Here is a 25,361-nt window from a genome sequence, read left to right as displayed (position 1 = left end):
GTTTTTTGATTTGTGAATACCGAGCCTGGTCTCGGATGCCTGGGTTTGCCTGCCCCTTTGTTTGTGGGGGTGGTGCGTGAGGCGTTCGGTGGTTTTGGCGAGGGGGAAACACCCGGTCCCATCCCGAACCCGGAAGTTAAGCCTCTCAGCGCCGATGGTACTGCATGGGAGACTGTGTGGGAGAGTAGGACACCGCCGGACTTGTTGTGTGGAAGGGCCCCGCCGTCACGGCGGGGCCCTTTCTATTTCCGGCTCATAATGCCCGACTGTCCGCTAGATATCGTCCCCTGAGAGGACGGTGGTGGCGTCGATGATTCGGTAGGCATAGCCCTGTTCGGCAAGGAAACGCTGCCGGTGGGCCGCGTAGTCCTGGTCGAGGGTGTCGCGGGCGACGACGGCGTAGAAGCGGGCACCCTGGCCGGAAGCCTTCGGGCGGAGGAGGCGGCCTAGGCGCTGCGCCTCCTCCTGGCGCGAGCCGTAAGCGCCCGAGACCTGGACGGCGACGGACGCCTCGGGGAGGTCGATGGAGAAGTTCGCGACCTTGGAGACGACCAGGACGTTGACCTCTCCGGAGCGGAAGGCGTCGAAGAGGCGTTCGCGTTCTCGGACTCGGGTCTCGCCCTTGATGACCGGGGCGTCCAGGAGAACGCCCAGTTCGTCGAGCTGGTCGATGTACTGGCCGATGACGAGGGTCTGCTCGCCGCGGTGGCGGTCCACCAGGGCTTGGACGAGCTTGGTCTTGGTGTCGGTGGTGGCGCAGAAGCGGTAGCGCTCTTCGGGCTCGGCGGTCGCGTAGGCGAGGCGCTCGGAGTCGGTGAGGGTGACGCGGACCTCGACGCAGTCGGCGGGGGCGATCCAGCCCTGCGTCTCCATGTCCTTCCAGGGGGCGTCGTAGCGCTTGGGGCCGATCAGGGAGAAGACGTCGCCCTCGCGGCCGTCCTCGCGGACGAGCGTGGCGGTCAGGCCGAGGCGGCGGCGGGCCTGGAGGTCGGCGGTCATGCGGAAGATGGGCGCGGGGAGCAGGTGGACCTCGTCGTAGACGACGAGGCCCCAGTCGCGGGCGTCGAAGAGTTCGAGGTGCGAGTAGACGCCCTTCCGGCGCGTGGTCATGATCTGGTACGTGGCGATGGTGACCGGACGGATCTCCTTCTTCGTACCGGTGTACTCGCCGATCTCGTCCTCGGTCAGGGTGGTGCGCCTGAGGAGTTCCTGCTTCCACTGGTGCGCGGAAACGGTGTTGGTCACGAGGATCAGCGTGGTCGCCTCTGCGCGGGCCATGGCCGTGGCGCCGACGATGGTCTTGCCGGCGCCGCAGGGCAGGACGACGACGCCGGAGCCGCCGTGCCAGAACGCCTCGGCGGCGTCCCGCTGGTAGGAGCGCAGTTCCCAGCCGTCCTCGGCGAGGGAGATCGGGTGTGCCTCGCCGTCCACGTAGCCTGCGAGGTCCTCGGCGGGCCAGCCGAGTTTCAGCAGTGCCTGCTTGAGGGCGCCGCGCTCGCTCGGGTGGACGGCGACGGAGTCCTCGCCGATCCGCTCGCCGATCATGCCCTTGACCTTCTTGGCGCGCAGGACCTCTTCGAGGACGGCGCGGTCGGAGGAGGAAAGGACGAGGCCGGACGTCGGATCCTTCTCCAGGCGCAGGCGCCCGTACCGGGCCATCGTGTCGGCGACGTCGACGAGAAGGGCGTGCGGGACGGGGTAGCGAGAGTACTTCAGGAGGGTGTCGACGACCTGCTCGGCGTCGTGTCCGGCGGCGCGGGCGTTCCAGAGGGCGAGCGGCGTCACGCGGTAGGTGTGGACGTGCTCGGGTGCCCGTTCCAGCTCGGCGAACGGGGCGATCTCCTTGCGGCATGCGCCGGCGAGCTCGTGGTCGACCTCGAGCAGGAGGGTCTTGTCGGACTGGACGATCAGTGGACCATCGGACACGTAGCAGCAGCCCCCGTCGAGTCTCGGTGATGGATGCCTTGCCCCGCGGGTGCACCGTACCCGAGGCTCGGCGGTGCGCGGTGCCTCCTTCGGTAACGGCCAGGGTCGGATGTCTCTTCCCGGCCCAGGCCTGGCCGGGTGTCCTTGCTGCCTGTCGAGCACGGTAAATAGACCTGTCGCAAAGCGGCCTCAGCCGTCACGCGAGCGCGCTACCTGAGCGGTGGGACGAAGCCGAAGGCAAGTCCCACCGGGAAGATCGCGAAGCGATGACGCGCTCGCCCAAGCACGGTCGAGGGGCGAGCCGTCAGGCGAGCCCCTCGGGCCGGGATTGCATCAAACACTGCCGCTAGGCCGGGATCGACATCAACACAGCGGGGAGCAGGCCGGGGAAGCGTGCGTCTAGGTCCTCGCGGCGCAGGGACAGCAGGTTCTCGCGGCCGGAGGGGCGCTGCCAGATGACGCCGCTGTCGCGCAGGACGCGCCAGTGGTGGGTGAGGGTCGACTTGGAGACCTCGTCCAGGATGCTGCCGCACGAGTGCTCGCCGCCGTCGGCCAGGACGCCGATGATGCGCAGGCGCAGGGGGTTGCCGAGGGCCGACAGGACGTTCTCCAGCAGGATCTGGTCCCGCTCGGGGTGTTGCGCGATCACGGGTCCAGCCTACGCGAAGGTACGGCTGTACGTATATTGACGAACTGTTGGACTGTACGACAACATTCGAACAGTCCCGTTCCTTTGCCGGAGAGGTGTTCGTCCGCATGCCTGAAAACGATCACCGGCCGCTCACCGCGCGCCGCCTGCGCTGGAGCCTCGTGCTGCTCGCGCTGGCCCAGCTGATCTTCTCTCTCGACCTGAACATCGTGTACGTGGCGCTACCGGAGATCGGCGCCGACCTCGGTTTCACTGAGCAGACCCAGCAGTGGGTCGTGCACGCCTACGTCGTGTTCGCGGGCGGGTTCCTGCTGCTCGGCGGGCGGGCGGCCGACCTGCTGGGCAGGCGCCGGATGTTCGTCCTGGCCCTGGCTCTTTACGGCGCGTCCTCGCTGGCGGGCGGGTTCGCGGGGTCCCCGGGCGTCATCGTCGCGGCGCGCGTCGTGCAGGGGGTCGGTGGGGCGCTGCTGTTGCCGTCCACGCTCTCGCTGATCGGCACGCTGTTCGCGGAGGGGCCGCGCCGCAACCGGGCGCTCGCCGTCTGGGGCGGTGCCGGCGCCAGTGGGCTGACGGTGGGGGCGCTGCTCGGCGGTGTCCTCACGCAGGCGTTCGGCTGGTCGGCGGTGTTCTTCGTGAACGTCCCGCTCGCCCTGCTCGTCGCGGCCGCGGCGCTCGTGGTGATCCCAGCCGACGCGCGGGCGGACGGGCGCCGGCGCTTCGACCTGCCCGGCGCGCTGACCGTGACCGGTGGCGCGACCCTGCTGGTCTTCGGACTCGTTCAGGGTCCCGAGGCCGGCTGGACGGATCCGGTCATCGTCGGTGCCTTCGTCCTGGCGGCGGTGGGGCTGGTGGCGTTCGCGCTCGTCGAGGCGCGTGGCGCCGACCCGCTGATGCCGCCGGGCCTGCTGCGCAATCGCAGCCTCGTGGTCGGGGTGTCGATCACGTTCGTCTTCATGGCGACGTTCGGTGCCTTGCCCTACTTCCTGACCATCCTGTTCCAGACCGTGCACGGGTATTCGGCGCTGGAGACAGGGCTGGCGTTCCTGATCCCCTCCGCGGCGATCGCCACCGGCACGCAGGTGGGCGGGCTCATGGTCGGACGGATCGGAACACGCCGGACCCTCGTCGTCGGATTCTCCGGGGGCGTCGCCGGTACCGTCCTCCTGGCGGCCGGGTTCGACGTGGACGCCGCGTTCCTCACCACCGTCCCCGGGCTGATCGTCTCGGGGGTGGGGCAGGGCATCGCCTGGACGGCCATGTGGATCGCCGCGTCCACGGGTGTCACCGGGGACCGGCAAGGCGTGGCCAACGGGATGGCCTCCACCGCGCTCAACCTCGGCAACGCGATCGGCCTCGCCGTCCTCACAGTGATCGCGAACAGGGGGACGGGCGGTGGCCTCGTGGGTGAGCCCTTCCGCGCGGCCACCGCCGACGGAGGGCGGACGGCCGTCCTGCTGGCCGCGGGGGGAATGGTCGCCGGGGTGTGCATCGCGCTCGCTCTGCGGCGCGTGGAGGCGTCCTCAGCAGGCGGCGCCGGGGCGTCGACGGTCAGATCCCGGACGAGGAGCCGTAGTCTGGTTCGGAGTTCGCGGCAAGGACGATCCAGAGGACCAGGACAACGATCCCGATGACGATGGACGCGCCGAACAGGATCCAGCTCCACAGCGTCAGCTTCCGCGCCGAGTGAGGATCGGACTGGACGCGGCCCATCGCGATGGCCGCGAGGATCACGCCGGGGATGGCGACGATGTTGCAGCACAGCACGATCGCCACGATGTTGCAGATCAGCGCCGCGATGGTGGAACCGTTGCTGGCGGGCGCGTACGGCACTCCCGGTGGGCCGTATCCGTATCCGGGTGGCGGGCCCTGGCCATAGGGGCTTCCGGGCGGCGCGCCGTATCCGCCGGCGCCGCCCCAGCCCTGCGACCCGCCGTAGGGGTCCTCCCAGCCGGGTGGCGGACTCCCTCCGTACCCGCTCACAGGCAGCCTCCTTGTCGCCGTCCGCCCCGGACCGGCCGCTCGGTCCCAGGTTGAGGGTGGCACGTTACCGGTCCGGTACGTCACCCGTTGGACAGTCTGCGTGCTTCGCCGGTTCCCTCCAGGTCGGAGCCGGGTCCCTTGGATCTCCCGAGGGCGGCGCGGGGCCGTCCCGCGTCAGGTGGCGCCGGGGTCGTCGTCCAGTTCGGAAACGCCGGTGATGCGGTGCAGCGCGAACCGGTGCACGGCGGCGCGGGTCGCGTCGAAGCCGGTGAGGAAGCCGCCCTCCACCCGGACGGGTTCCACGATCCGGCTGGACGCCTGGCCCTGCTGGTCGAGGTAGCCGATCCAGACGCGGCCGCCGCGCTCCACCGCCGTGCGGAGCCGCTCGACGGTGGCCATCGCCGGGGACCGGGGCGGGTCGCCCGCCGGGGCGTCGGCGCGCAGCCGGGCCTGCTCGGCGCCGTGCGCGGCCGCCTCGTCGCCGGCGCGCAGGGCCCGCACGGCCGCGGAGATCATCGAGTCGTCCGTCGACTCGTCCGGACGGAGCCGGACGATCTCGGCGGTCGGCGGCGGCTCGGCGCGCTGCGCGTCCGGCCGGGTCACGATCACGCCGCCGCCCGGGGACTCGGCGACGGGGGCCAGGCCCATCGCGCGAAGTCCGTCGAGCAGCTCCGACCGGTGCAGCCCGGAGGCGAGCACGGTCGGGGCGAGCCGGTGCAGGCGCAGCGGGTCGGCGCGCCGGTCGGCGAGGATCTCATCGAGCGTGGCGGGCGAGTCCGTCCGGACGTAGGACGCGAGGGACCCGACCCGCAGGTGCCCGTGCCGGCGGGCCACGTCGTCGATGAGGTAGGTGAGCGGCTGTGGCAGCTCGGTCGCCGAGTGGCGGCCGAGGAGCGCGGTGAGGTCGGCGGCGGTACGGCCCGCGTCCAGCGCCCGGCGGACGGAGTCGGGCGTGAACCGGTAGACGGTCGCGCCGCCCGTGGACTCCACGTCCGCGGCGAGCGCCAGCTCGCGGGCCAGCTCGGTCACCAGCGGGCCCGGCGCGATGGCGGTCAGGTCGGCCTGGATGACGATCTCGTCGACGGGCTTGGGGAGGTACTTCTCCAGGACGGGTTCCGGGTCGTCGCCGGCGATCAGGTCGCGGGCGAACGGGGCCAGCTCGCCGAACCCGGTGAGCCCGAGCGCGCCCGCCTCGCGCAGCGTCCACCCGAGCAGCCGGTCGCGGGACGGGCCCCCGCGGCGCGGGCGCAGCCACGCCACCCGGGTGCGGAGCGCGTCGGCGTCGACGGCCACGCCGCGGCCCGCGCCCGCGAGCACGTCCAGGGTCGTCCGGCGGACGGAGGGGGCGCTGCCGCGGACCATTCCCTCGCTCAACGCGTTGATCAGCCGGTCGCGGTCGTCGCGCTCCCCGGCGAGCCCGGCGGCCCGGTCGGACTTCAGCCAGCCGCGCGCCAGCTCCGTCCAGCGGCCGGGGATGTCGCGCATCAGCCACAGGTCGTAGGCGGGGGTGGGCAGCCATTCGCCGTCCAGGTCGCCGCTCCGGGTCAGCAGGCCGGCCGCGTAGGCGACCTCGGCCAGCAGCGCCGCCTTCCACTCCGGGACGTCCAGCAGCGTCCCCGCGGCGCGCAGGTCGCGGACCGCGAGGCCGCCGCTGCGCAGGACGGGCGGCGGGTCCAGGCCCCAGCGCTCCAGCAGCTCCTCGGTCAGCCGGACGGCGTTGAACGCCTCTCCCGCGGCGGCGCGTACCACCAGGTCCTCTCGCCGCTCCGCGGCGGCCGCGGCCGTCGCGCCGCCCGCCGGGCCGGTCAGCGGGGGCGGTTGCGCGGTGAGGTCCTGGAAGAGGTGGCCGCGGCGCAGGTGGAGGGCGATCTCCCGGGGGAGGGTGACGGTCCGGTCGTCCTCGGCGGCGAGGAGGCCGCGGGCGAGGAGCCGTTCGATCGGGGTGGTCGCGGTGGCGATCCGGACGGGTCGGCGCGCGTCGGCGACGCGACCGACGGGCGGTCCCCACATGAGCTGTTCGAGGGCGGCGCGCGCTTCGGGGCCGGCGTCGTCGATGAGCGCGCCGGGGTAGTCGAGGAGTTCGGCGAGGCGGCGCAGCAGCCGCCCGGTGTCGGCGAATCCGCGTGGCGGCTCGCCGTCCAGGTCGGTGATCAGCATGATGAGCCGGTCGGTGGAATAGCCGGCGAAGACCTCCCGGACGGGCGGGCCGAGCCCCGCCGGGTGCGGTATCACCTGCCGGACGCCGGGGGCGGTGGCCAGCGTTTCGTCCCCCCAGGCGAGCCCGTAGCGGCGGAGCGTACGGGCGGCGGCGCCGACCTCCTCGGGGGTGGCGCCGAGCGCGTCGGCGAGCGTGTCCGCGTCCACCGGCGGCGCGAGGACGAGCAGGGACTCCAGCAGCGCGAGCGTGAAGCGGTCGAGGCGGTCCAGGGCCCGGGAGATCGCGGCGGGAGTGGCGGCGCGGGCGGCGAGCGCGGTCAGGTCGGCGGGCATGGGCGCGAGGAGTTCCGGGCGCGCGGACAGCAGCGCGCGAAGCTCGTCGTCCTCTCGGGCGCGCAACCAGTCCGCGTACGTTTCCATGCCGTTTCCCAACCTTAGGTGCCGTGCGGCGTGCGTTGCCGGGCCCCCTAGCGTAGGAGCAAGGCGTAGGAGAAGGGGCGGCGCGAACGATGCGGGCTCGGCGGAGGGACGTCAGGAGGCGGGTGTGCGCTCCAGGTCCACGAGACCGAGACCGAGGCGCGCCCAGCTCTGGACGAACCGCTTCTCGTCGATGCGGGTCGGCGGCTCGTACATCGACTCGTTGGCGAGCCAGTAGTTGACGACCGCGCCGCCGAGGACGGCGGCGACGGCCGGCCAGTCCTCGTCGGAGCCCGCGAACTCCGGCTGCTGGGACAGCCAGGTGGCGATGCCGTCGTACAGGGGGTTGACGATGCCCTCGCGCATCTCGGCGACGAGGTTCGGGAACTGGTCGAGGTCGCGGAACAGCACCCGGATGAGGTCCTGCTCCTCGCGCATCTTGGCGAGGCCGGCCTGGCAGGTCATCCGCAGCCGGATCTCCAGGGGGCGGTCGGCGAACGCGGTGGCGTGCTTCAGCACGTCGCTGATCTGCTGACGCGTCCGCTCGATGTGCTCGCGGATGGCGGAGGCGAGCACCTCCTCCTTGGACCGGAAATGGCGGTACAGGCCGCCCGCGCCGGGGGAGAGGCCGGCGGCGGCCTCGATCTCGGCGACCGAGGTCGCGGCGTAGCCGCGGTCGGCGAACAGCCGGAGCGACTCGGCCACGATCCGTTCGCGCGTAGATGTCGTCATGGTGATGAGATCCTCCGCGAGAACAGTAAGGCATCTTCGACCTGGGAGTCCCTGCCTCGGGTGCGGCACGCCCGAATTCGTGATCTGTCTCGCACCCGGCCAGGTGCGACTAGAGTTCTGTGCTTCGCGCCCCTGTCGCCGGAGGGGGCGTCGCCGGAAGGGTCGACGGATGTTCCTTTCTCCGCGGAAGGCAGGCCAGGGGGCCTTCCTTCCCGAGGAGTTCGTAGTCCCCACGCTCGTCGCCGGACCCCGCTTCCAGATTCGCCCGATCACGGTGTCGGACGTGGTCAAGGACTATGGCGCGGTGATCGGCAGCCTGGACCGGCTGGCCGGGCGCTTCGGTCCCGAGTGGGGCTGGCCCGACCAGGAGTTCACCTTCGAGCAGGCCCTGATCGACGTCGCCTGGCTGCAGAAGGAAGGCCAGCTCAGACGGTCGTTCAGCTACGTCGTGATCACCCCGGACGGGGACCGCCAGCTCGGCCGCATCCACGTCGCCCCCTGCGACGGGCCGGACGCCGACGCGGTGGTGGTGTTCTGGGTGCGGGCCGACGAGGAGAACTCCGCTCTGGAGAAGGAGCTGGAAGAGTTCGTCCGCGAATGGGTCACGACGGCCTGGCCGTTCGACACCGTCCGTTTCCCGGGACGGGAAGGTAAGTAACGGGTGGCGTGTCTGGGTGACAGTTTTCTGACCTGTTCGGTAGGTGATCAGTCGAAACGGCGGGCGGGTCAGCCGAGACGGCGGACGAGTGAGACCAGGGTCCGTCCGATCACCAGGTAGACCACCGCGGCGAGCCCGTAGTTGACCACGACCGTCGCCTTGGCGTTCGCCGGCTGGAAGACGTCCTTGAACTGCCAGGCCAGATCGGTGGCCCGGCCTGCGAACCAGCGAACGAGGCCGTTGCCGGTGTTCGCCTCGAACGCCACGAACACGATGTGCACGGCGAGGATCAGCACCACGGCCGTGGTCGCGAGGGAGATCACGGTCGCGGCGACGTTCCTGACGGTGTCCGCGGTGCGACGCCGGGTCTCGGTGCCGGGCCCTGTCATAGCGCTCTCCTCGGTCGTTCTTTTGCTCCCGGTGGCCCGTTCGAGCCCTGCGTTTTCCCTGGTCACGTGGTTTGTGGCCAGGGGCTCGGGTATATCCGCAGCACGGGCGACTGTTCCGGTCGATCGGACAGACCAGTTTCGGTCGATGAGAAAAGCGGCAGTCGTCGCGCGAGAAGGTTCCCGCGTTCTCCTACTCGGATCCCGTCGCATCGCCACTACCAGGGGAGCGCGGGTTCTCTCGCGCGCCGTCCGGGCGGGGGGCCTGACTTGGTCGCCATACCGGACCTTTACCCTGAGTGGCGTGCCGGATCTCCCTTCCTCGCGAAACATCGCCGCCCGCAGTGCCGCCGCCGCGTCCGCCCCGCTCGCCGTCGGCTTCGACCTCGACCTGACCTTGGCCGACACCCGTGCCGGGATCAGCGCGGTGTACGCGGCGCTCGCCGCCGAGACCGGTGTGCCCATCGACACCGCGCAGGTCGTCCGGCGTATCGGGCCACCGCTGGAGGAGGAACTCGGCTACTGGTTCCCCCCGGGCGAGGTTCCCGTGATGGCCGCCCGGTACCGGGCCATCTACGCCGACGTCGCCATCCCCGCGACCGTGGCCATGCCGGGGGCCGTCGCCGCGCTGGACGCCGTCCGGGCGCGAGGAGGACAGGTCATCGTCGTTTCCGGCAAGAACCAGGCCGACACCGAGCGCACCGTCCGTTACCTGGGGTTGCAGGTGGACGTCGTAGTGGGCGGCCTCTTCGGTTCCGACAAGGGCGTCGCGCTACGCGAGCACGGCGCGCGCGCGTACATCGGCGACCACACCGGTGATGTGGACGCGGCGCGGGCCGCCTCCGCCGTGGCCGTGGCCGTGGCGACGGGCTCCTTCGATTCGGCCGCCCTGGAGGCGTACGGCGCCGATGTCGTCCTGCCCGACCTGCACCCCTTCCCCGGCTGGCTGCTGGACTTCGCCGCCGCCTGATCCGGCGGGCGATAATCGTGTTCACCGCGTCGCGGGGAGGCACTAATCTTGGGGCGAATTCCGGACGATTACTAGACGAGGTTTCCCGTGCCGACTGGCAAGGTCAAGTGGTACGACTCCGACAAGGGATTCGGCTTCCTCACCCGCGACGACGGGGGTGAGGTCTTTGTGCACTCTTCCGCACTTCCGGGCGGTGTGACGACGCTCAAGCCGGGCCAGCGCATCGAGTTCGGGGTGGTCGAGGGCCGCCGCGGCCAGCAGGCGCTGTCGGTGCGGATACTCGACACGCTGCCGTCGGTCGAGAAGACCATCGCCAAGCAACGCCGCAAGAAACCCGATGAGATGGTCCTCATCACCGAGGACCTCATCAAGCTGCTGGACGGGATCTCCACCACCTACCGGCGGGGCAAGCATCCGGCCCCGGCCGAGGCGAAGAAGATCGCCACCGTGCTCCGCGCTGTGGCGGACGACCTGCACCCCTGACGCGCGCCACGGGTCGTCCCTGTGCGGGCGGCCCTAGCGGGGCGCGTCTGGGGCGGGTTTGAGGTGCCGGGGTTCAGGTGCGCATCTCGGAGTGGGCGGCGTCGTTGATCGTGGCGGGGCGATGGGTCTGCTCGTGGTGGCCGCGCGCCCCGCGCGACAGCAGCAGCGCGAACGCCAGCGCCAGGACGCCCGCCACGACGGCCATCGCGACCCGCCCGTCCGCGACGATGGACATGCCGAGGCCGAGCAGCCCGCCGATCACCCAGACGAGCTGGTGCAGCGTCTCGGAGACCGCGAACGTGGACGAGCGCATCTCCTCGCCGATCTCCCGCTGGACGACCGCGTCCATCGACAGCTTGCCGAGGACCTGGCCGAGCCCGGCCGCCAGCGCCACGGCCAGCGCCGCCCACAGCCCGAAGAACGCGGCGCTGACCGCCGTGACGGCCGTGACCGACCCGAGCGTCGCCGAGACGATCAGCCGGGGCGCCCGCGCCTTCATGTAGGCGCCGAGCGTGGTGCCGATCAACCCGCCCGCACCCGCAAAGGCCGCCAGCAGACCCAGCGCGACGTTGTGGGACACGGGGTCGAACCGTTCCTGCCGCAGCAGGAACGCCAGGTAAAGGATCAAGAAGCCGGAGAACGCCCGCAGGACGGCGTTCGCCAGCATCGCCTCCGCGACGACCGGGCCGACACGGGGGAGCGTCCGCCAGTGGCTTCGCGGTTTCGTGTCGTCCGCCGGACGCTCGGTCTCGGGGGTGTCCGCGTGGCCGGGCAGGCGCATGGTGAACACGACGCCGAGCAGGAAGACCACCGTCGCTATCCGCAGCGCCCAGTCGGCCCCGGCGAGCGCGGCGAGACCTGCGCCGAGCGGCGCGGTGATCGACGCCGCGATCAGGCCCGCGAACGAGGCCCGCGCGTTCGCCGTCACCAGCGTGATCTGGTCGGGCAGGACGCGGGGCGTCACCGCCGCCCGCAGCACCCCGAACGCCTTGGACAGCACGAGCACCCCGAACGCGGCGGGCAGGAACGTCACCTGGTCGCCGTTCAGCACCGCGCTCGCCATCGCCCAGCACAGCAGGCCGCGGATCACGAACGAGCTGGCGATGGCATACCGGCGGACGTGCCGCGTCCGGTCCAGGGCCGGGCCGATCAGCGGCGCGACCAGCGCGAACGGCGCCATCGTGACCAGCAGGTAGAGCGCGACCTGACCGCGCGCCTGGTTGACGTCCAGACCGAAGAACAGCGTCCCGGCCAGCGCCACCGCGACCAGCGCGTCACCGGCGGCGTTGACCGCCGACGCCTCCACGAGGCTGCCGAGGCCGCTGCGCCCGGCACCGTGCGCGTGCGTGACGCGGCGGGTCAGCCGGCCCGTACGCAGCACCGCCGAGCACGCGCGGCGAAGTGCCCGTCCGGCGCCGCCGGCCCCGGCGCGCACGGAACGCCCGATCGGGTGGGGCCCGTCTGCCATGCCGCTTGATCCCCCCATTGTGGTCGTCCGCGGTCTTCGTCGAGGTACGGCCGTCGGAGTGGCTCAACTGAGGGTACGTTCCCCTCTTCGTGCCTGGCTCACCTCCGCCAACGAGGTGGATGCCCGCTCCGTGCCCGTTGTTCGGGGTTGATCCGGGCCGGTTGAGGACGATCAGGGGGTGGTCAAGGGTGGTGGTGTGCCCGGTCACATCCCCGGATGCGCGAGAATCGATATGTGAGTCCACTGCGCCAGCCCAGCACCGCGCGTCCCGCCACCGCGCGCACCACCACCCCGCGCGCCACCGGGACCGCCCGCCGCGCCCGGACCCCCGCCGTCGACGCCACCTGCGCCGAGGCGGTGGACCTGGCCCGCGAGGCCGCCGAAGAGACCGCGTACCCGTTCCCGGTCGGGGAGCATCTCGGCTTGCGTCCCGAGGGCGACCGCGTGGTCACGCACGACTTCGCGTCCCATGATCCCGCCTACGTGGGCTGGCGGTGGTCGGTCACCGTCACCCGGGCGTCCCGCGCCAAGATCGTGACGGTCAGCGAATGCGTCCTGCTGCCCGGGGACGACGCGCTCCTCGCGCCGCCGTGGGTGCCGTGGCTGGAGCGGCTGCGTCCGGGCGACCTCGGTCCCGGCGATCTGCTGCCGACCGCCCCCGACGACGTCCGGCTCGTGCCCGGCTACACGCAGGTGGACGACTCCATCGAGCACGAGGCGGCGTGGGAACTCGGCCTCGGGCGCGTCCGGGTGCTGTCCCAGGAGGGGCGGGACGAGGCCGCCGCGCGCTGGTACGACGGGGTCGCGGGGCCACGTGCCTCGATCGCGACCTCCGCCCCGGCACAGTGCTCCACCTGTGGCTTCTTCGTGGCACTGGCCGGTGAGCTGCGGCAGGTCTTCGGTGTGTGCGCCAACGAGTACGCCCCCGACGACGGCCGTGTGGTGTCGGCCGACCACGGCTGCGGCGCGCACTCCGAGGCGGTGTCGATCCCGGCCGCGTCCGAGCACGGCCCGCCCATCATCGACGAGCTGGGCTACGACGTCGTCCCGGTGGGCGCCGCCGCGGACGGCGCCGAGATCCAGGACGAAGAGGCTCTCGGTCATAGCTGAGCTGCGGAGCGGACCGGCCATGCGGCGAGGGGGGACGTCCGGTGACTGAGACGCCGGACCCGTTCGGCACACGCGGTCTCCGGGACCGGGTGCTGCGCGCCTGGGCGGAGTCCCCGGCGCGGTTCCGCGAGGACGCCAACACCGAGGAGGACCACGCCCTCGGCGGCTACCGTGACCGCGTCGTGGTCGAGCTGGCCCAGAACGCCGCCGATGCCGCCGTCCGCGCGGCCGTCCCGGGCCGTCTGCGCCTGACCCTGCGGAACGGGGTGCTGGTCGCGGCGAACACCGGGGCGCCGCTGGACGCCGCCGGAGCCGAGGCACTGTCCACTCTCCGCGCGTCCGCGAAGCGCGGTGAGGCGGGCGCCGTGGGCCGGTTCGGTGTCGGTTTCGCCGCCGTCGTCTCCGTGACCGACGCCCCCGCCATCGCCACGCGGCGGCCCTCCGGGGGGCCGGGCGCCGGCACCATCGACACCGCCGACACCGCGGGGATCGAGTGGTCACTCGGGCGCGCCCGGGAACTGGTCCGGGGCGTTCCGGGGCTCGCGGACGAGCTTGAGCGGCGCGCCGGGCAAGTTCCGCTGTTGCGGCTGCCCTTCGCCTGCGCCGATCCCCCCGAGGTGCCCGACGGGTTCGACACGGTTGTGCGGCTGCCGTTGCGGGATACCGCCGTCGACGGGGTGCGGCGCCAGCTCGCGGAGGCCGGGCCCGCGCTGATGCTCGCGTTGCCCGCGCTGGAGATCGTCGAGATCGACATCGACGGGGACCTGCGGACGGTCACCGCCGAGCATGGTGCCCCGGACGCCGTCACGATCGACGGGTCCGTGTGGCGCACGGTCGAGGCGCACGGGACGATCCCGCCGGAGCTTCTGGCAGACCGTCCTACGGAGGAGCGTTCCCGGCCGGTGTGGCAGGTGCGATGGGCCCTGCCCGAGGACGGATTGCCCAAGGAAACGCCTGCGGTCGTCCATGCGCCGACGCCGAGCGATGAACGTCTCGATCTGCCCGCCTTGCTCATCGCTTCGTTTCCGCTCGCACCGGACCGGCGGCATGTGGCGCCTGGTGCGCTCACTGACTTCCTTGTGGAACGGGCTGCGGAAGCCTACGAGAAGCTCCTGCAAGGACGATCCGGCACGCCGCGCCTGCTGGAGTTGGTCCCGGGGCCGGTCGGGGCAGGTGAACTGGACGCACGCCTGAGGCGCGCTGTCCTGGAGCGGTTGCCCGAGGCGCCGCTCCTGCCGCACCGGGCGCGGGGCCGGGACTCGGTCGCGCTGGACGCGCCGCCCGCGTTCGTGGACCTGCTCACCGAGGACGGCCTGCTCGCGGGCCTGCTGCCGCCCGGCTGGCCCGCCCGGAACCCGGCGCTGGCCGCGCTCGGCGTCCGCCGGGTCGAGCTCGCGGACGTGATCGATGAGCTGGCCTCTGTGGACCGGGAACCGGTGTGGTGGCACCGGCTGTACGGGACGCTGGCCGAGGCCGCCACAGACGCTCTGGGGGCCCTCCCGGTGCCACTGGCGGGCGGGGAGGACCGCATGGGCGGTGCCGGCCACGTCTCCCGGGCCGGCCACCTCTCCCGGGGCGGCCGTCTCGTGCGCGGGCCGCGCGGGCTGCTGATCGCCGAGGGGGTCGACCCCGCCGGGCTGGACGCGTTGGGCCTGCGGTTCGTCCACCCCGAGGCCGTGCACCCGCTGCTGGTCAGGCTCGGCGCGGTCGAGGCGGGCCCGCGGGCCGTGCTCGTGGATCCCGCCGTCCGGGCCGCGGTCGAGGGCTCCTTCCACGACGAGGATCCGGACGCGGTCGCCGAGGCCGTTCTCGGTCTCGTCTCGGCCGCGCGGATCGATCCCGGCGAGGAACCATGGCTCGCCGACCTGGCGCTACCGGCGACCGACGGGGACTTCTACCCGGCGGGCGAACTGCTGCTTCCCGACAGCCCGCTGCGCGGCGTCATGGCCGAGGACGCGCCGTTCGGCGTGGTGGACGGCGAAACACTGGAGCGGTGGGGCGCCGGACCCCTCGCCGCAGCGGGTGTTCTGAACGGTTTCGCCCTGGTGCGGAGCGAGGACGTGAACCTGACGGGTCTGGCCGACGAGGCCGAGACCCTCGAACTCGACGACGAGGACCGGTGGGCCGACGAGGTGCTCACCCGGGTGGGGCCGCAGGACCTTCCACCGCTTGTGCCCGAGTTCCAGGCCGTCCGCGATCTGGAGCTCGTCGAGGACTGGCCCGCGGCGTTGCGGCTCCTCGCGGGGCCGCCGTGGCGGGCCGCGATCGTCGAACCCGCCCATGTGACCCTGCACAACGGTCGCCGCGTCGCCGTCCCCTCCTACACGGCGTGGTGGCTCAGCCGTCACCCCGTCCTGGACGGACGTAGACCGGGCGAGTTCCGGCTCTCCGGTGACGAGGGCGACGCGCTGGCCGGGCTCTACGACGCCGCCCCAGAAGGGGTGGACGAGCATCTCCTGCTCGCCCTGGGCGTCCGGACGTCCCTGGCGGGTCTGCTCGACGAGCCCGGAGGCGCGCAGGAACTCCTCGAACGGCTCGGCGACCCCGCTCGGTACCTGACCCGCGTCCAGTTGGGCGGCCTCTGGACGGCCCTGGCCGAAGCCCCCGACGTCACCGTGGAACCTCCCGACCAGGTGCGGGCGGTCGTCGACGGTGAGGTGGAGGTCGTGGACGCGGCGGACGCCCTCGTCCTCGACAGCCCCGACCTCATTCCGCTCCTGCCGGGGCAGCCTCTGGTCATCGCCGCGCAGGGCCGGGAGACCCGGCTCGCCGAACTCCTGGATCTGCCCCTGGCGAGCGACGAGGTGCCCGGCGTCGTCGAGTCGGCGGGGGAGAAGCGTCCAGTGCCGCCGGTGGTCCGGGCCGTCCTTCCCGACGCGCCGGCCACCTACCTGGCGCACGAACGCCTGATCGTGGACGGGCAGGATGTGCCCTGGTGGGCCGGTGACGGTGAGGTCCACGCGAGCGGCCCGGCGGGGCTCGCCCGCGCCCTCGCCTGGACGACCGGGGACTGGCCAGACCGTCTCCTCGTCGAAGCCGTCCTGCGCGATCCCGGATCCCTGCCGGTCTTGCAGGCGGAGTCCGACCTGGAGCCCTAGCGCACCTCGGGCTTGACCGTTTCGGGCTCGACCGTCTCAGACTCGGTCGCCTCAGACTCGGTCGCCTCGGGCTCGGCCCCCTGGTGAGCGGCGGCGCGCGTCTCCTCCAGGCGGGCACGTCCGGCTTGCAGGCGGGGGATGTACCACACGCCGAACAGGCCGATCACGATTCCCGCGACGCACACCCAGAGCCACCAGCGGTCGCCGGACGGCAGGTCGACGATCAGCAGCACGACCAGCGCCACCGCCCAGGCTGCGGTGCCCGCGGCGGCGATACGGACGTCGTTGGTCCGCATCGGGGGCGGGTCGGGGAGGCGCGGTCGGCTCATGGGATCAGGTTACGCGGCGCCTCCACGGTGGCGGAGTGGCCGCGGGCGTGGGGGAGCCCGCCGGTGACCATGGTGATGAGCAGTTCGTAGCTGGTCTCCAGGTCCTCCGGCAGGCCGAACCCGCCTGCCGCCTCCAGGACGGCGAAGCCGTGCACGGCCGAACGCAGGCAGCGGGCGGCGTGGATGAGTGCGGAACCCTCCAGGTCATATCCGCGCAGCACCGCGAGGATGATGCCCAGAAGCCGTTCTCCGGCGGCATCGATCCGCTCTATCGGCTCGGCTGACTGCTCCATCGAGGCGTACCGGGCCGGATGCTCCATGACGTAAGACCGGTAGGCGCGCATCACGGCGCGCACCGCGTCGTCTCCGGAGCGTCCCAGAGCGGCCTCTCCGAGCCGTTCTGTGAGCTCTTCCATCACCCGAACGGTCATCAGGAGTCGCAACTCGGCCAGGTTACGGACATGCTTATAGAGGGAGGGCGTCGCGACCCCCGCCCTTCCCGCCACCGCGGCCAGCGTGAGGGCACCGGGGCCCTCCGCGTCCACGATGGCGATGGCGGCGTCCACGACCGCGTCCGGCGACAGTCCTGCGCGCGGCAAACCAGCCTCCTTAATAGTGATAGCCATTAAGCTAATAGACTTAGCCTGCATTGTCAAGAGGTGGACGTGCGAGCGAGGGATCTGGGAGAACGATGACGATGACACCGCCACCGGACGGAGGCCGCACGGCGGCCGCCCCGGGGCTGGCCGAGCAGCTGCGCATCTCGATCGCGCGGCTCTCCCGCCGGCTGCGCACGCTCCGGCCCGCCGGCGACGGCGTCCCGGGCCCGCTGTCGCTCACCCAGTTCGCGGCGCTCGCCGCCATCGAGCGGCACGGCTCCATGACTCCGCGCGAGCTGGCCGACCACGAGAAGGTGCAGCCGCCGTCGATGACCCGCGTCATCGCCTTCCTGGAGGAGCGCGGCCTGCTGGCGCGCAGCCCGCATCCGACCGACGGGCGCCAGGTGGTGCTGAGCGCGACCGCGGCGGGCGCGACCCTGCTGCGGGACGAGCGGCGCCGCAAGGAGGCGTGGCTGTCCCAGCGCCTCGGGGAACTGACCGAGGACGAGCAGGAGATCCTCCGCCAGGCCGCTCCGATCATCGACAAGCTCAGCCGGTCCTGACCCCCCCGGGGGCCCGGTCTGGCCCTCGGGCGGCCGGTCTGGACCCCGGTCGCCGGTCGTGATCCCCGGCGACGGCGCCCCCGGACGGGGTGGGTGACATGCCGCAGTTGCCGGAATAGCCCACTGCCGATTATCGTTAGCTTTGGTAATGACTTCTGCTAACGATGGCCCTGGGGAAGCGGACGGGCCCGCGGCGCGCGGGCCCGGTGGCGTCGCGCTCCGGAGCCCGGAACCGCAGGGCGTACCCGGAACCGACGGAACGCTCCAGGACGTCAAGGCCGAACCAGAGGACCCCGAGCCGGAGGAACCCGAGCCGGAACAGGCCAGGCTTGAGGAAGGCGGATCCGACGCCGCCAGAAGCGGCGGAATGTTCCGCTCGCTCCGCAACCGCAACTACCGGCTGTTCACCGCGGGCCAGGTCGTCTCCAACACCGGCACCTGGATGCAGCGCGTCGCGCAGGACTGGCTCGTCCTCGACCTCGCCCACGGCAGCGGGACCGCCCTCGGCATCACGACCGGCCTCCAGTTCCTCCCGCTGCTGCTGTTCGGCCTGTGGGGCGGGGTGATCGCCGACCGGTACCCCAAGCGACGCGTCCTGATGCTGACGCAGCTGGCCATGGGCGCGCTCGCGCTGGTCCTCGGCCTGCTGGCGCTCACCGGGGCCGCCCAGGTCTGGCACGTGTACGTGCTGGCGTTCGGGCTCGGCCTCGCGACCGTCGTCGACAACCCCACCCGGCAGTCGTTCGCGATCGAGATGGTCGGCCGGCGCGACCTGCCCAACGCCATCGCGCTGAACAGCGCCAGCTTCAACGGTGCCCGGCTGCTCGGCCCGGCGGTCGCCGGCGTGCTGATCGCCGTGCTCGGCACCGCGCCGGTGTTCCTGCTCAACGCGGCGTCCTTCGGTGCCGTCCTTTTCGGCCTCTACGCGATGCGGACGGACGAACTGCACCCCGCCGCCCCCGTCAAGCGCGCGCGGGGCCAACTCCGCGAGGGCCTGCGCTACGTCCGCGGCCGCCGCGATCTGATGATGGTGCTGGTGCTCGTCGGCTTCGTCGCGACGTTCGGCATGAACTTCCAGATGACGACCGCGCTCGTCGCCCGGGAGGTCTTCCACACCGGCGCGTCCTCGTTCGGCCTCGCCTCCAGCATGCTCGCGCTCGGCGCGCTCACCGGCGCGCTGCTGGCCGCGCGGCGCGCGTCACGGCCCCGGTTGCGGCTGCTGCTGACGGCGGCGCTGGCGTTCGGCGTGCTGGAGGTCGTGACCGGGCTGATGCCGACGTACTGGGCGTTCCTGGCGCTGCTCGTCCCGACCGGCATCGCGCTGATGACGTTCACCACCGCCGCCAACGCCACCATGCAGCTCAGCGTGGCGCCGGAGATGCGCGGCCGGGTCATGGGCCTGTACATGTTCGTCTTCCTCGGGACGAACCCGCTCGGCGCACCGGCGGTCGGCTGGATGGCCGAGCAGTTCGGGCCGCGCCTGAGCATCGTTCTCGGCGGGGTGATCGCCGTCCTGACGACCCTCGCCGTGGGGGCACTGGCGGCACCTCGCGAGTCGATACGGCTCGCCCTTGCCCCGGTACGCCGCACATCTGCGTGACAACGGGTGCCAACGGCTGAAAAGCTGGCGAGGTGGATCTCCGGACGTTCCCATGAGGCTTTTTGTGGCGCTCATTCCGCCACCGGACATCCTGGACGAGGTCGAGGAGACCGTCCGGCCGCAGCTGGACCGGGTGCCCGAGCTGAGATGGGTCCGCCGCGAGCTGATCCACGTGACGCTGTCCTTCCTCGGCGAGGTGGACGACCGGACCCTCGACCGGCTGCTGCCCCGGCTGGAGCGGGCCGTCGGGCGGCACGGGCGGATGTCGCTGTCCCTGGCCGGGGCGGGCGCGTTCCCCGGCAGCGGCGCCCATGCCCGCGTGCTCTGGACGGGCTTGTACGGGGACCGGCGCGGGCTCGTCCGGCTGGCCGCCTCCACCGGCGCCGCCGGACGCAGAGCGGGCACGCTGCCCGACAAGCACCGCACGTTCCGCCCGCACCTGACGCTGGCACGGTCACGGCAGCCCGTGGACGTCCGCCCGCTCATCGAGTCGCTGTCGGCCTTCGCGTCGTCCTCCTGGACGGCGGACGCCGTCCACCTCATGCGCAGCCATCTCCCCGGCAAGCAGTACAGCCAGGTGACGTACGAGTCCCTGAAGACCTGGTCGCTCCGCGGCCCGGAGCCGGGGGGCGGCCGTAGCCCCGGCAGCGGTCAGAGTCCGGGTGGTGGTCAAGATCCGGGTGGTGGTCAGAGTTCCGGTGGTGGGGGTGCGGGGCGGTCGGCGTCCGGTGGCCCCCAGGGGACCCCGTAGCGCTCGCAGGCGCGGCGCAACTCGTCCAGATCGGGCGGGAACGTCACCTGCCGCAGCACCCGCCCCGACGGGTTCCACACCACCAGGCGGGGCATCCGCTCGGCGGCCTCGTCGATGCCGACACCGCCGATGCGGTCGCGGCCCAGGTCCCACTCGACCCTGCCGCGCTTGGTGACGACCGCCAGGCCCGCGGACGACACGCGAAGCTGCGCGCGGTTGCGGTCGTACAGCCAGTAGCCCGCCAGACCGATCAGCAGCCCGGCGGGCGCCGACCAGCTCGCCGTGGCGCTGAACCCGCCCAGATCAGGGCCGAGCCACACCGCACCGATCAGCGCGACCGCCTCGCAGAGCAGGACGCTCATCCCGTACGTCCCGATCCGGGACCGCCGGGTCGCGTCCAGGAGCGTTCCCGGCGCGGTGACAGGTCCGTGGGGCGCGGGAATGGTGATCGTGAACTCGTCGGTGGAACGCTCGTCGGGCGGTAGGGGCCCGCCGTCCCGTGCGGCGGGCAGCGCGGCGGCGGCCGTCTCCGGCTCGCCCGCCGGGATCTCGACCTCGGGCGCCGGGACGGCGAGCGGCGACACCGCCGAGTGGAACGCGGCGCTGAGGTAGGCGTCGTACTCGGCGTCGTTCACCGGCAGCCCCGCCCGGCGCGCCGCCTCCCGCAGGTCGGTCCGCGAGATCCGCAGCGCCGACAGCGGCGCGGCGAAGAACTCGTCGCCGTCGGAGTCGTAGAGCCGCACCCACGCGTGCCCGCCGATGGTCAGCAACTCGATGCCACCGATGCGGTCCTCGGGCATCTTCAGCACGACGTCGCCCGCCGCGTCCGCCCAGCCGAGGCCGCCGTCCGCGACGACCAGCCGCCCGCCGGGCACCTGGGCGAAGATCTCCGGCAGCCCCTCCAGGCCGTACTCGGGCCTGCGGGGCGGGCGCGCGCCCGGCGTGACCACCCGGTAACCGTGATCGTCGAGGGCGTGCGCGAGCTGGAAGCCGTCCAGGCCGTGCGCGGGCAGCCGCGCCAGCAGTTCCAGCCGGTGCCCGAACGCCAGTGCGGCGAGGTCGGCGCGGCGCGGCTCGCCGCTCAGCGGGTCCAGCCGCAGTCCAGGCCCGACGACGACGGCGGCCACGTCCGCGGACGGCAGGGCCTGGAGTTCGCGGCGGCCGGGACGGCCCCGCACCAGCAGCCGCTCCGCGGTGATCGTCCAGCGGACCTGCGCGGCGCGCAGCAGCCGCCGCCGCGCCACGAGGACCCCGGCGATGGCGGCCAGCGCCCAGCAGCCCGCGGCGAGCCGGGCCCCGAACCCGCCCGCGCCCTCCACGGCGATGCGCGCGACCATGAAGGCGCCCAGCAGCGCGACCAGCGTGCCGAGGACGGCGATCCGCCGCCGGCTCGGCAGCGGCGCCGGCGTGTCGATCCGCAGCCCCGGCTCGCGCCGGCCCGGCCGGGAACCCGGTTCGCGCCCCACACCGGGCACGGGCGGCCGGGGCGGCTCGTGGGCGGCGGCCAGGAGCGCCGCCTCCTGGTCCAGCAGCCGCTTCTCGGCGGCGTGGTCACGGGGCAGCGGACCGCCGGCCGGGACGTCGGACTCCAGGCCGCCGCTGCGCAGCGCCTCGTCCAGCGCCGGGTCGAGCAGGTCGGACGCCTCGCCGTCCAGCACGTGCATCGGGATGCCGAGCCGGCGGGCCGTCACGAAGAGCGCGAGCGGCTCCAGCCCCATCGACGTCATCCCGCCCACCGCGGTGCGTCCGAACCGGTGGAACACGGTCAGTACGCCGTCGCCGGTGGTGAGCGCCAACCCGTCGATCCGGGACCGCTCGTAGCGGACCATGCCGGCCCCGCCCGGCCCGATCCGTTCGAGACCGGCGGCCGAAAGCCGCCAGTACGGTCGGGGCCGGCGTCGCCGCGCCTCCGGGGCCGCGCCCAGCAGCCACGGGATCGCGGCGACCGCGCCGATCAGCACCGCCCAGAGCCAGACCGGCCGGATCGGCAGCAGCGCGAGCGCCACCGCCAGGAGGGCGAACGGCCCCGCGGCGACGGGTCGCCACCGGCCGCCGGGACCCGCGAGGCCCACCAGTTCATGCTCCACAGTCCGCATCCTCACACGGGTCCCCGCGGGACCGTCGCCTCCTTTTGCGATCTGTCAGCACTCGGAACCCTCTTGCAGCGCGTCGGTCAGGTCCCCCTGCCCCCGCGTCTGCGGACGAGGCCGAAGCACACCGCGCCCGCGATGGCGAGCGCGAGGAACAGCCCCGTCCGGACGTTGCCCGGGTCGTTGTGCCCCTCGTCCGCGTTGTCCTTGCCCGCGGCCTTGGCCCCCGGCGACGCCGCCGGCGACGGTTTCGCCTGGTCGGGCACCGGGATCTCGTAGACGGGCTGGTTCTGTCCTTCCGAACCGGCCAGGAACGATCGTCCGTCCGCGGTGTAGGTGATCGACTCGCCCTGCCCCTGGAAGGGCAGCGACACCGACCTGATCGACTTGCCGGGCCTGCCGTCCTCGTCGACCGAGTAGAGGCGGGCGCCGAAGTAGGTGCGGATGACGCAGGTCCGCCCGTCGGGGGCGAACGCGCCGTCCGTCGCCATCGCTGGGGCGTCGCCGATCTTGCGTAGCGTGTTGGAACGGCCGCTGCTCAGCCGCGCGGGCCCCTCGTACAGGGCGCCGGAGAACAGCTTGCTGGCGATGTAGAGCCGGTTCGTCCGCGCGTTGATCATCACGGTCTCGGCGTTGCGGGGGCCGTCGGCGTACTTGAGCCGGAACCGCGTCGCCTGGATGCTCTGCGTGCGCAGCTGGGCGGGCTCGGGAATCCGGTAGAGGGTGACATAGGGCCAGGCGCCGCCGAGGTTGTCGCCGATGTCGGCCACGTAGATGGCGGGACGTCCCTGCTCGTCCTTGCCGAGGGCCATGCCCTCCCAGTCGCGCGCGCCGGCCCCGGCCAGCGTGAGGACGGCGCGGACCCCGCCGTTCGGCCCGAGCGCGTAGACCTTCGGGACGCCGCCGGAGTCGTTGTGGGTGTAGACGATGCCCGGGTGCCGCACGCTGGCGGCGAGGCCGCTGGACTCGGTGATCCGCGGGTCGCTGATCGTGAAGGCGACCTTGGGGGCACGCGCGTCCGCCGCGAGGCCCCCGGGAACAGAGCCGGCGGCCGAGCCGGCCGGGGAGGCCGAGGCGGGTGCAGGGAAGGCCGAGGCGGTACCGAGGAGGACGAGCGCGGCGGCGGCGCGGACGGCGCGCCTCCGCCGGGACGGACGCAATGACATGCCCTGCCCTTCCCCGTGACGCACCCCGATGATCATGCATGTCCCGCGCCGCGCCGCAGAGGCCGGCCGGGGGCGGCCCCGGCGTTCACTTCAGCAGCGCACCGACGACCACGGCCAGGACGAGCGCGGTCAGCACGGTGGGAAGCAGCCAATGAGGCGCGCGGTTCACGCATCGAGCTTATGCGGCTCCCCGCACACCTGGGACCGTGCCTCCATGATCTGCACCTCATGCGGCATGTCGGCGATTCCGGCCATGCCCGCCAAGGTGCCCCGAAGGCGCCCCCTGGGCCTGCCGACCATGTGCCTGCCAAGGTCCCCGTCCCCGATATGGCGACGCCCCGGGGAGCGCGTTCCCCGGGGCGTGCGGTGCCGTGCTAGAGGCGCTCCACCACGTGGTCCACGCAGACCGTGAGGGCCTCCACGTCGGACGGGTCGATCGCCGGGAACATGCCGATGCGCAGCTGGTTGCGGCCGAGCTTGCGGTAGGGCTCGGTGTCGACGATGCCGTTGGCGCGCAGCACCTTCGCCACGGCCGCCGCGTCCACCTCCTCGGCGAAGTCGATGGTGCCGACGACCTGGGAGCGCTGTGCCGGGTCGGTCACGAACGGGCGCGTGTAGGTGGTCTTCTCGGCCCAGGTGTAGAGCCGCTGGGACGAGTCGGCGGTGCGGGCCGTCGTCCAGGCCAGGCCGCCCTGCCCGTTCATCCACTCGATCTGGTCGGCGAGCAGTAGCAGCGTGGCCACGGCCGGGGTGTTGTACGTCTGGTCCTTGGCGGAGTTGTCGACGACCGTCTTGAGGTTGAAGAACTCCGGGACGTACCGGTCGGACGAGGCGATCTCGTCGATCCGCGCGAGGGCGGCGGGCGAGGCGAGCGCGATCCAGAGGCCGCCGTCGGCGGCGAAGCACTTCTGCGGCGCGAAGTAGTAGACGTCGGTCTCGGTGACGTCCACGGGCAGGCCGCCCGCGCCGGACGTGGCGTCCACCAGGACGAGCCCGTCGGCGGCGGTCGTGCCGGCAGGCCGCCTGATCGGCATCGCGACACCGGTCGAGGTCTCGTTGTGGGTGAGGGCGTAGACGTCCACGTCCTCCTCGGCGGACGCCTCGGGGTGCGTGCCGGGCGGGCTGTCGATGACGGTCGGGTTCCCCAGCCACGGCGCGCCCGTGGTGACCTTCGCGAACTTGCTGGAGAACTCGCCGAACGTCAGGTGCTGCGACCGCTGCCGGACGAGGCCGAACGAGGCGGCGTCCCAGAACGCGGTCGTGCCGCCGTTGCTGAGCAGGACCTCGTATCCCTCGGGGAGCGAGAACAGCTGGGCCAGGCCCTCACGGACGCGTCCGACGACGGACTTCACCGGCTTCTGCCGGTGCGAGGTGCCCATGTACGTCGAGCCGGACTCCGCGAGCGCGGCGAGCTGGTCGGGCCGCACCTTGGACGGGCCGCATCCGAAGCGGCCGTCGGCGGGCTTGATGTCGGCGGGAATGACAATGGCTGGATTCGCGCTGTCGGTCACTCGCAGTAGGCTACTTGACCTGCGGTGAAGATCGTGGGCCGGGTTCACATGCCGAGACTCTGCTCTTCGTCGGCCCTTCGTCGGCCCTTCGTCGGCCCTTCGTCGGCCCTTCGCCGGGATCCTCACCGCCGGCGCCGGACGGCCCCGACGACGAGCGCCGCGAGCGCGGCCCCGCAGACACCGGCGATCACGGCGGGCGGGTAGACCCAGTCGCCGCCCCTGGAGTGGGCCTGGACCGCCGTCCGGACCGAGTCGTAGAAGAGGAACGCCAGCAGAGCGGCGGCGAGCGCGAGGGCGATCCGTCCGGAGGCGGCATTGGCCCGGCGGCGCCGCTCCTCGCGTTCCGCCTCGTAGCGCCTGAGCGCCTCCGCTCTGCCGTTCGCCGAATCGCCGGACTCCGGTCCGACGGCCTCCCGCGTCAGGGAAACGCGGGGCGCGGCCGATGCGGGGCCTATGTCGCCTTCCAGCGGTTCACCTTCCGGGGGTTCGCCCTCCAGGGGCTCGCCTTGCGGTTCGGAGTCGGCGGAGTTGTCGGTCACGAGGCCAATGATGACAAAGTGGCTGATTCTCGGCTCGCGACCAGAGAATCTCGGAAATTTTCGATCCTTTTCCCGTTTGGCCGCGTCCAACGCCAGACGAAGGGCCACTGCCCGCCGGGCCAGTGGGGCCGCCTGAAGTGAGCGAACCCGCTGGGAAGAGAAGCCGAGGCGCGCCCGGA

22 protein-coding genes and 1 rRNA gene are annotated in these 25,361 nt (G+C 72.5%); 10 read left to right on the top strand and 13 right to left on the bottom strand.

Annotated elements, in window-relative coordinates; genetic code table 11:
- The first annotated feature begins 84 nt into the window (after positions 1–84).
- Positions 85–201, top strand: a 5S ribosomal RNA gene (gene rrf / locus AMA02S_RS13370).
- Between the two features lie 72 nt (positions 202–273).
- Here the strand turns inward: rrf and AMA02S_RS13365 are convergent.
- A complete protein-coding gene (locus tag AMA02S_RS13365; protein ID WP_067456792.1) occupies positions 274–1,926 on the bottom strand; it encodes a DNA repair helicase XPB in 1,653 nt (550 codons plus the stop codon).
- A gap of 346 nt (positions 1,927–2,272) precedes the next feature.
- Positions 2,273–2,575, bottom strand: a complete 303-nt coding sequence (locus AMA02S_RS13360) for an ArsR/SmtB family transcription factor (protein ID WP_067456789.1) — start codon at positions 2,573–2,575, stop codon at positions 2,273–2,275.
- A 107-nt stretch (positions 2,576–2,682) separates the two neighbouring features.
- On the opposite strand from AMA02S_RS13360, the gene AMA02S_RS13355 reads away from it, so the two are divergent.
- The gene (locus AMA02S_RS13355) at positions 2,683–4,206 is read left to right on the top strand and encodes an MFS transporter (protein WP_174550954.1); all 1,524 of its coding nucleotides are present in this window, start codon (positions 2,683–2,685) and stop codon (positions 4,204–4,206) included.
- Here AMA02S_RS13355 and AMA02S_RS13350 read toward each other — a convergent pair.
- The 3 genes from AMA02S_RS13350 to AMA02S_RS13340 form a co-directional block, all read right to left on the bottom strand.
- Complete coding sequence (locus tag AMA02S_RS13350; protein ID WP_245667493.1) at positions 4,124–4,555, bottom strand: hypothetical protein; 432 nt, start codon at positions 4,553–4,555, stop codon at positions 4,124–4,126. The genes AMA02S_RS13355 and AMA02S_RS13350 overlap by 83 nt on opposite strands.
- Before the next feature lie 174 nt (positions 4,556–4,729).
- Positions 4,730–7,132 (bottom strand): helicase-associated domain-containing protein, encoded by a 2,403-nt coding sequence (locus AMA02S_RS13345; protein ID WP_067456785.1) that lies wholly within the window; start codon positions 7,130–7,132, stop codon positions 4,730–4,732.
- 111 nt (positions 7,133–7,243) lie between these two features.
- Positions 7,244–7,861: a TetR/AcrR family transcriptional regulator gene (locus AMA02S_RS13340; protein ID WP_067456781.1), complete on the bottom strand. Its 618-nt coding sequence runs from the start codon at positions 7,859–7,861 to the stop codon at positions 7,244–7,246.
- A 169-nt stretch (positions 7,862–8,030) separates the two neighbouring features.
- Between AMA02S_RS13340 and AMA02S_RS13335 the strand changes: the two genes are divergently transcribed.
- A complete protein-coding gene (locus AMA02S_RS13335) occupies positions 8,031–8,519 on the top strand; it encodes a hypothetical protein (RefSeq protein ID WP_067456778.1) in 489 nt (162 codons plus the stop codon).
- A 68-nt stretch (positions 8,520–8,587) separates the two neighbouring features.
- On the opposite strand, the gene AMA02S_RS13330 is transcribed toward AMA02S_RS13335, so the two are convergent.
- Positions 8,588–8,908: a hypothetical protein gene (locus AMA02S_RS13330; protein ID WP_157430548.1), complete on the bottom strand. Its 321-nt coding sequence runs from the start codon at positions 8,906–8,908 to the stop codon at positions 8,588–8,590.
- A gap of 301 nt (positions 8,909–9,209) precedes the next feature.
- On the opposite strand from AMA02S_RS13330, the gene AMA02S_RS13325 reads away from it, so the two are divergent.
- Together AMA02S_RS13325 and AMA02S_RS13320 are read left to right on the top strand one after the other, a co-directional pair.
- The gene (locus AMA02S_RS13325) at positions 9,210–9,875 is read left to right on the top strand and encodes an HAD family hydrolase (protein ID WP_245667492.1); all 666 of its coding nucleotides are present in this window, start codon (positions 9,210–9,212) and stop codon (positions 9,873–9,875) included.
- An 87-nt stretch (positions 9,876–9,962) separates the two neighbouring features.
- Positions 9,963–10,358: a cold-shock protein gene (locus AMA02S_RS13320; RefSeq protein ID WP_067456775.1), complete on the top strand. Its 396-nt coding sequence runs from the start codon at positions 9,963–9,965 to the stop codon at positions 10,356–10,358.
- 73 nt (positions 10,359–10,431) lie between these two features.
- Here the strand turns inward: AMA02S_RS13320 and AMA02S_RS13315 are convergent, their stop codons facing one another.
- Complete coding sequence (locus AMA02S_RS13315; protein WP_067456772.1) at positions 10,432–11,826, bottom strand: MFS transporter; 1,395 nt, start codon at positions 11,824–11,826, stop codon at positions 10,432–10,434.
- A gap of 357 nt (positions 11,827–12,183) precedes the next feature.
- On the opposite strand from AMA02S_RS13315, the gene AMA02S_RS13310 reads away from it, so the two are divergent.
- Together AMA02S_RS13310 and AMA02S_RS13305 are read left to right on the top strand one after the other, a co-directional pair.
- Positions 12,184–12,936, top strand: coding sequence for a DUF3027 domain-containing protein (locus AMA02S_RS13310; RefSeq protein ID WP_067457251.1), 753 nt, complete (start codon positions 12,184–12,186; stop codon positions 12,934–12,936).
- A gap of 41 nt (positions 12,937–12,977) precedes the next feature.
- Positions 12,978–16,034 (top strand): sacsin N-terminal ATP-binding-like domain-containing protein, encoded by a 3,057-nt coding sequence (locus AMA02S_RS13305; protein WP_157430547.1) that lies wholly within the window; start codon positions 12,978–12,980, stop codon positions 16,032–16,034.
- Here the strand turns inward: AMA02S_RS13305 and AMA02S_RS13300 are convergent.
- On the bottom strand, positions 16,031–16,363 hold the full coding sequence (locus tag AMA02S_RS13300; protein ID WP_067456766.1) for a DUF2530 domain-containing protein: 333 nt from the start codon (positions 16,361–16,363) through the stop codon (positions 16,031–16,033). The genes AMA02S_RS13305 and AMA02S_RS13300 overlap by 4 nt on opposite strands.
- Positions 16,360–16,962, bottom strand: coding sequence for a TetR/AcrR family transcriptional regulator (locus AMA02S_RS13295; RefSeq protein ID WP_084265065.1), 603 nt, complete (start codon positions 16,960–16,962; stop codon positions 16,360–16,362). The genes AMA02S_RS13300 and AMA02S_RS13295 overlap by 4 nt, the downstream gene beginning before the upstream one ends.
- 98 nt (positions 16,963–17,060) lie before the next feature.
- Here AMA02S_RS13295 and AMA02S_RS13290 point away from each other — a divergent pair, with 98 nt between their 5' ends.
- The 3 genes from AMA02S_RS13290 to thpR all read left to right on the top strand — a co-directional run bounded on the left by AMA02S_RS13290 (position 17,061) and on the right by thpR (position 19,876).
- Positions 17,061–17,525 (top strand): MarR family transcriptional regulator, encoded by a 465-nt coding sequence (locus AMA02S_RS13290; protein ID WP_067457248.1) that lies wholly within the window; start codon positions 17,061–17,063, stop codon positions 17,523–17,525.
- 367 nt (positions 17,526–17,892) lie between these two features.
- On the top strand, positions 17,893–19,125 hold the full coding sequence (locus AMA02S_RS13285; RefSeq protein WP_067456760.1) for an MFS transporter: 1,233 nt from the start codon (positions 17,893–17,895) through the stop codon (positions 19,123–19,125).
- A gap of 52 nt (positions 19,126–19,177) precedes the next feature.
- On the top strand, positions 19,178–19,876 hold the full coding sequence (gene thpR / locus AMA02S_RS13280) for an RNA 2',3'-cyclic phosphodiesterase (RefSeq protein WP_084265064.1): 699 nt from the start codon (positions 19,178–19,180) through the stop codon (positions 19,874–19,876).
- Here the strand turns inward: thpR and AMA02S_RS41670 are convergent.
- The 4 genes from AMA02S_RS41670 to AMA02S_RS13260 all read right to left on the bottom strand — a co-directional run bounded on the left by AMA02S_RS41670 (position 19,813) and on the right by AMA02S_RS13260 (position 25,182).
- The gene (locus AMA02S_RS41670) at positions 19,813–21,972 is read right to left on the bottom strand and encodes a hypothetical protein (protein WP_245667491.1); all 2,160 of its coding nucleotides are present in this window, start codon (positions 21,970–21,972) and stop codon (positions 19,813–19,815) included. The two genes, thpR and AMA02S_RS41670, sit on opposite strands and share 64 nt — an antisense overlap.
- A 77-nt stretch (positions 21,973–22,049) precedes the next feature.
- The gene (locus AMA02S_RS13270; protein WP_245667490.1) at positions 22,050–23,156 is read right to left on the bottom strand and encodes a hypothetical protein; all 1,107 of its coding nucleotides are present in this window, start codon (positions 23,154–23,156) and stop codon (positions 22,050–22,052) included.
- 350 nt (positions 23,157–23,506) lie between these two features.
- On the bottom strand, positions 23,507–24,643 hold the full coding sequence (serC, locus tag AMA02S_RS13265; RefSeq protein WP_067456751.1) for a phosphoserine transaminase: 1,137 nt from the start codon (positions 24,641–24,643) through the stop codon (positions 23,507–23,509).
- A 122-nt stretch (positions 24,644–24,765) separates the two neighbouring features.
- Positions 24,766–25,182, bottom strand: coding sequence for a hypothetical protein (locus AMA02S_RS13260; protein ID WP_067456748.1), 417 nt, complete (start codon positions 25,180–25,182; stop codon positions 24,766–24,768).
- Positions 25,183–25,361 lie beyond the last annotated feature (179 nt).

Source organism: Actinomadura macra NBRC 14102, from assembly GCF_001552215.1.
GTDB classification, from domain to species: domain Bacteria; phylum Actinomycetota; class Actinomycetes; order Streptosporangiales; family Streptosporangiaceae; genus Spirillospora; species Spirillospora macra.
Note: the sequence above shows the minus strand (reverse complement) of the source record. Positions and strands in the feature narration are given on the sequence as shown.

Excerpts from the sequence above, each read along its gene's own strand:
- AMA02S_RS13355 (WP_174550954.1), top strand. The coding sequence starts at position 2,683 with ATGCCTGAAAACGATCACCGGCCGCTCACCGCGCGCCGCCTGCGCTGG.
- AMA02S_RS13345 (WP_067456785.1), bottom strand. The coding sequence starts at position 7,132 with ATGGAAACGTACGCGGACTGGTTGCGCGCCCGAGAGGACGACGAGCTT.
- AMA02S_RS13340 (WP_067456781.1), bottom strand. The coding sequence starts at position 7,861 with ATGACGACATCTACGCGCGAACGGATCGTGGCCGAGTCGCTCCGGCTG.
- AMA02S_RS13335 (WP_067456778.1), top strand. The coding sequence starts at position 8,031 with ATGTTCCTTTCTCCGCGGAAGGCAGGCCAGGGGGCCTTCCTTCCCGAG.
- AMA02S_RS13330 (WP_157430548.1), bottom strand. The coding sequence starts at position 8,908 with ATGACAGGGCCCGGCACCGAGACCCGGCGTCGCACCGCGGACACCGTC.
- AMA02S_RS13315 (WP_067456772.1), bottom strand. The coding sequence starts at position 11,826 with ATGGCAGACGGGCCCCACCCGATCGGGCGTTCCGTGCGCGCCGGGGCC.
- AMA02S_RS13300 (WP_067456766.1), bottom strand. The coding sequence starts at position 16,363 with ATGAGCCGACCGCGCCTCCCCGACCCGCCCCCGATGCGGACCAACGAC.
- AMA02S_RS13290 (WP_067457248.1), top strand. The coding sequence starts at position 17,061 with ATGACACCGCCACCGGACGGAGGCCGCACGGCGGCCGCCCCGGGGCTG.
- AMA02S_RS13285 (WP_067456760.1), top strand. The coding sequence starts at position 17,893 with ATGTTCCGCTCGCTCCGCAACCGCAACTACCGGCTGTTCACCGCGGGC.
- thpR (WP_084265064.1), top strand. The coding sequence starts at position 19,178 with ATGAGGCTTTTTGTGGCGCTCATTCCGCCACCGGACATCCTGGACGAG.
- AMA02S_RS41670 (WP_245667491.1), bottom strand. The coding sequence starts at position 21,972 with ATGCGGACTGTGGAGCATGAACTGGTGGGCCTCGCGGGTCCCGGCGGC.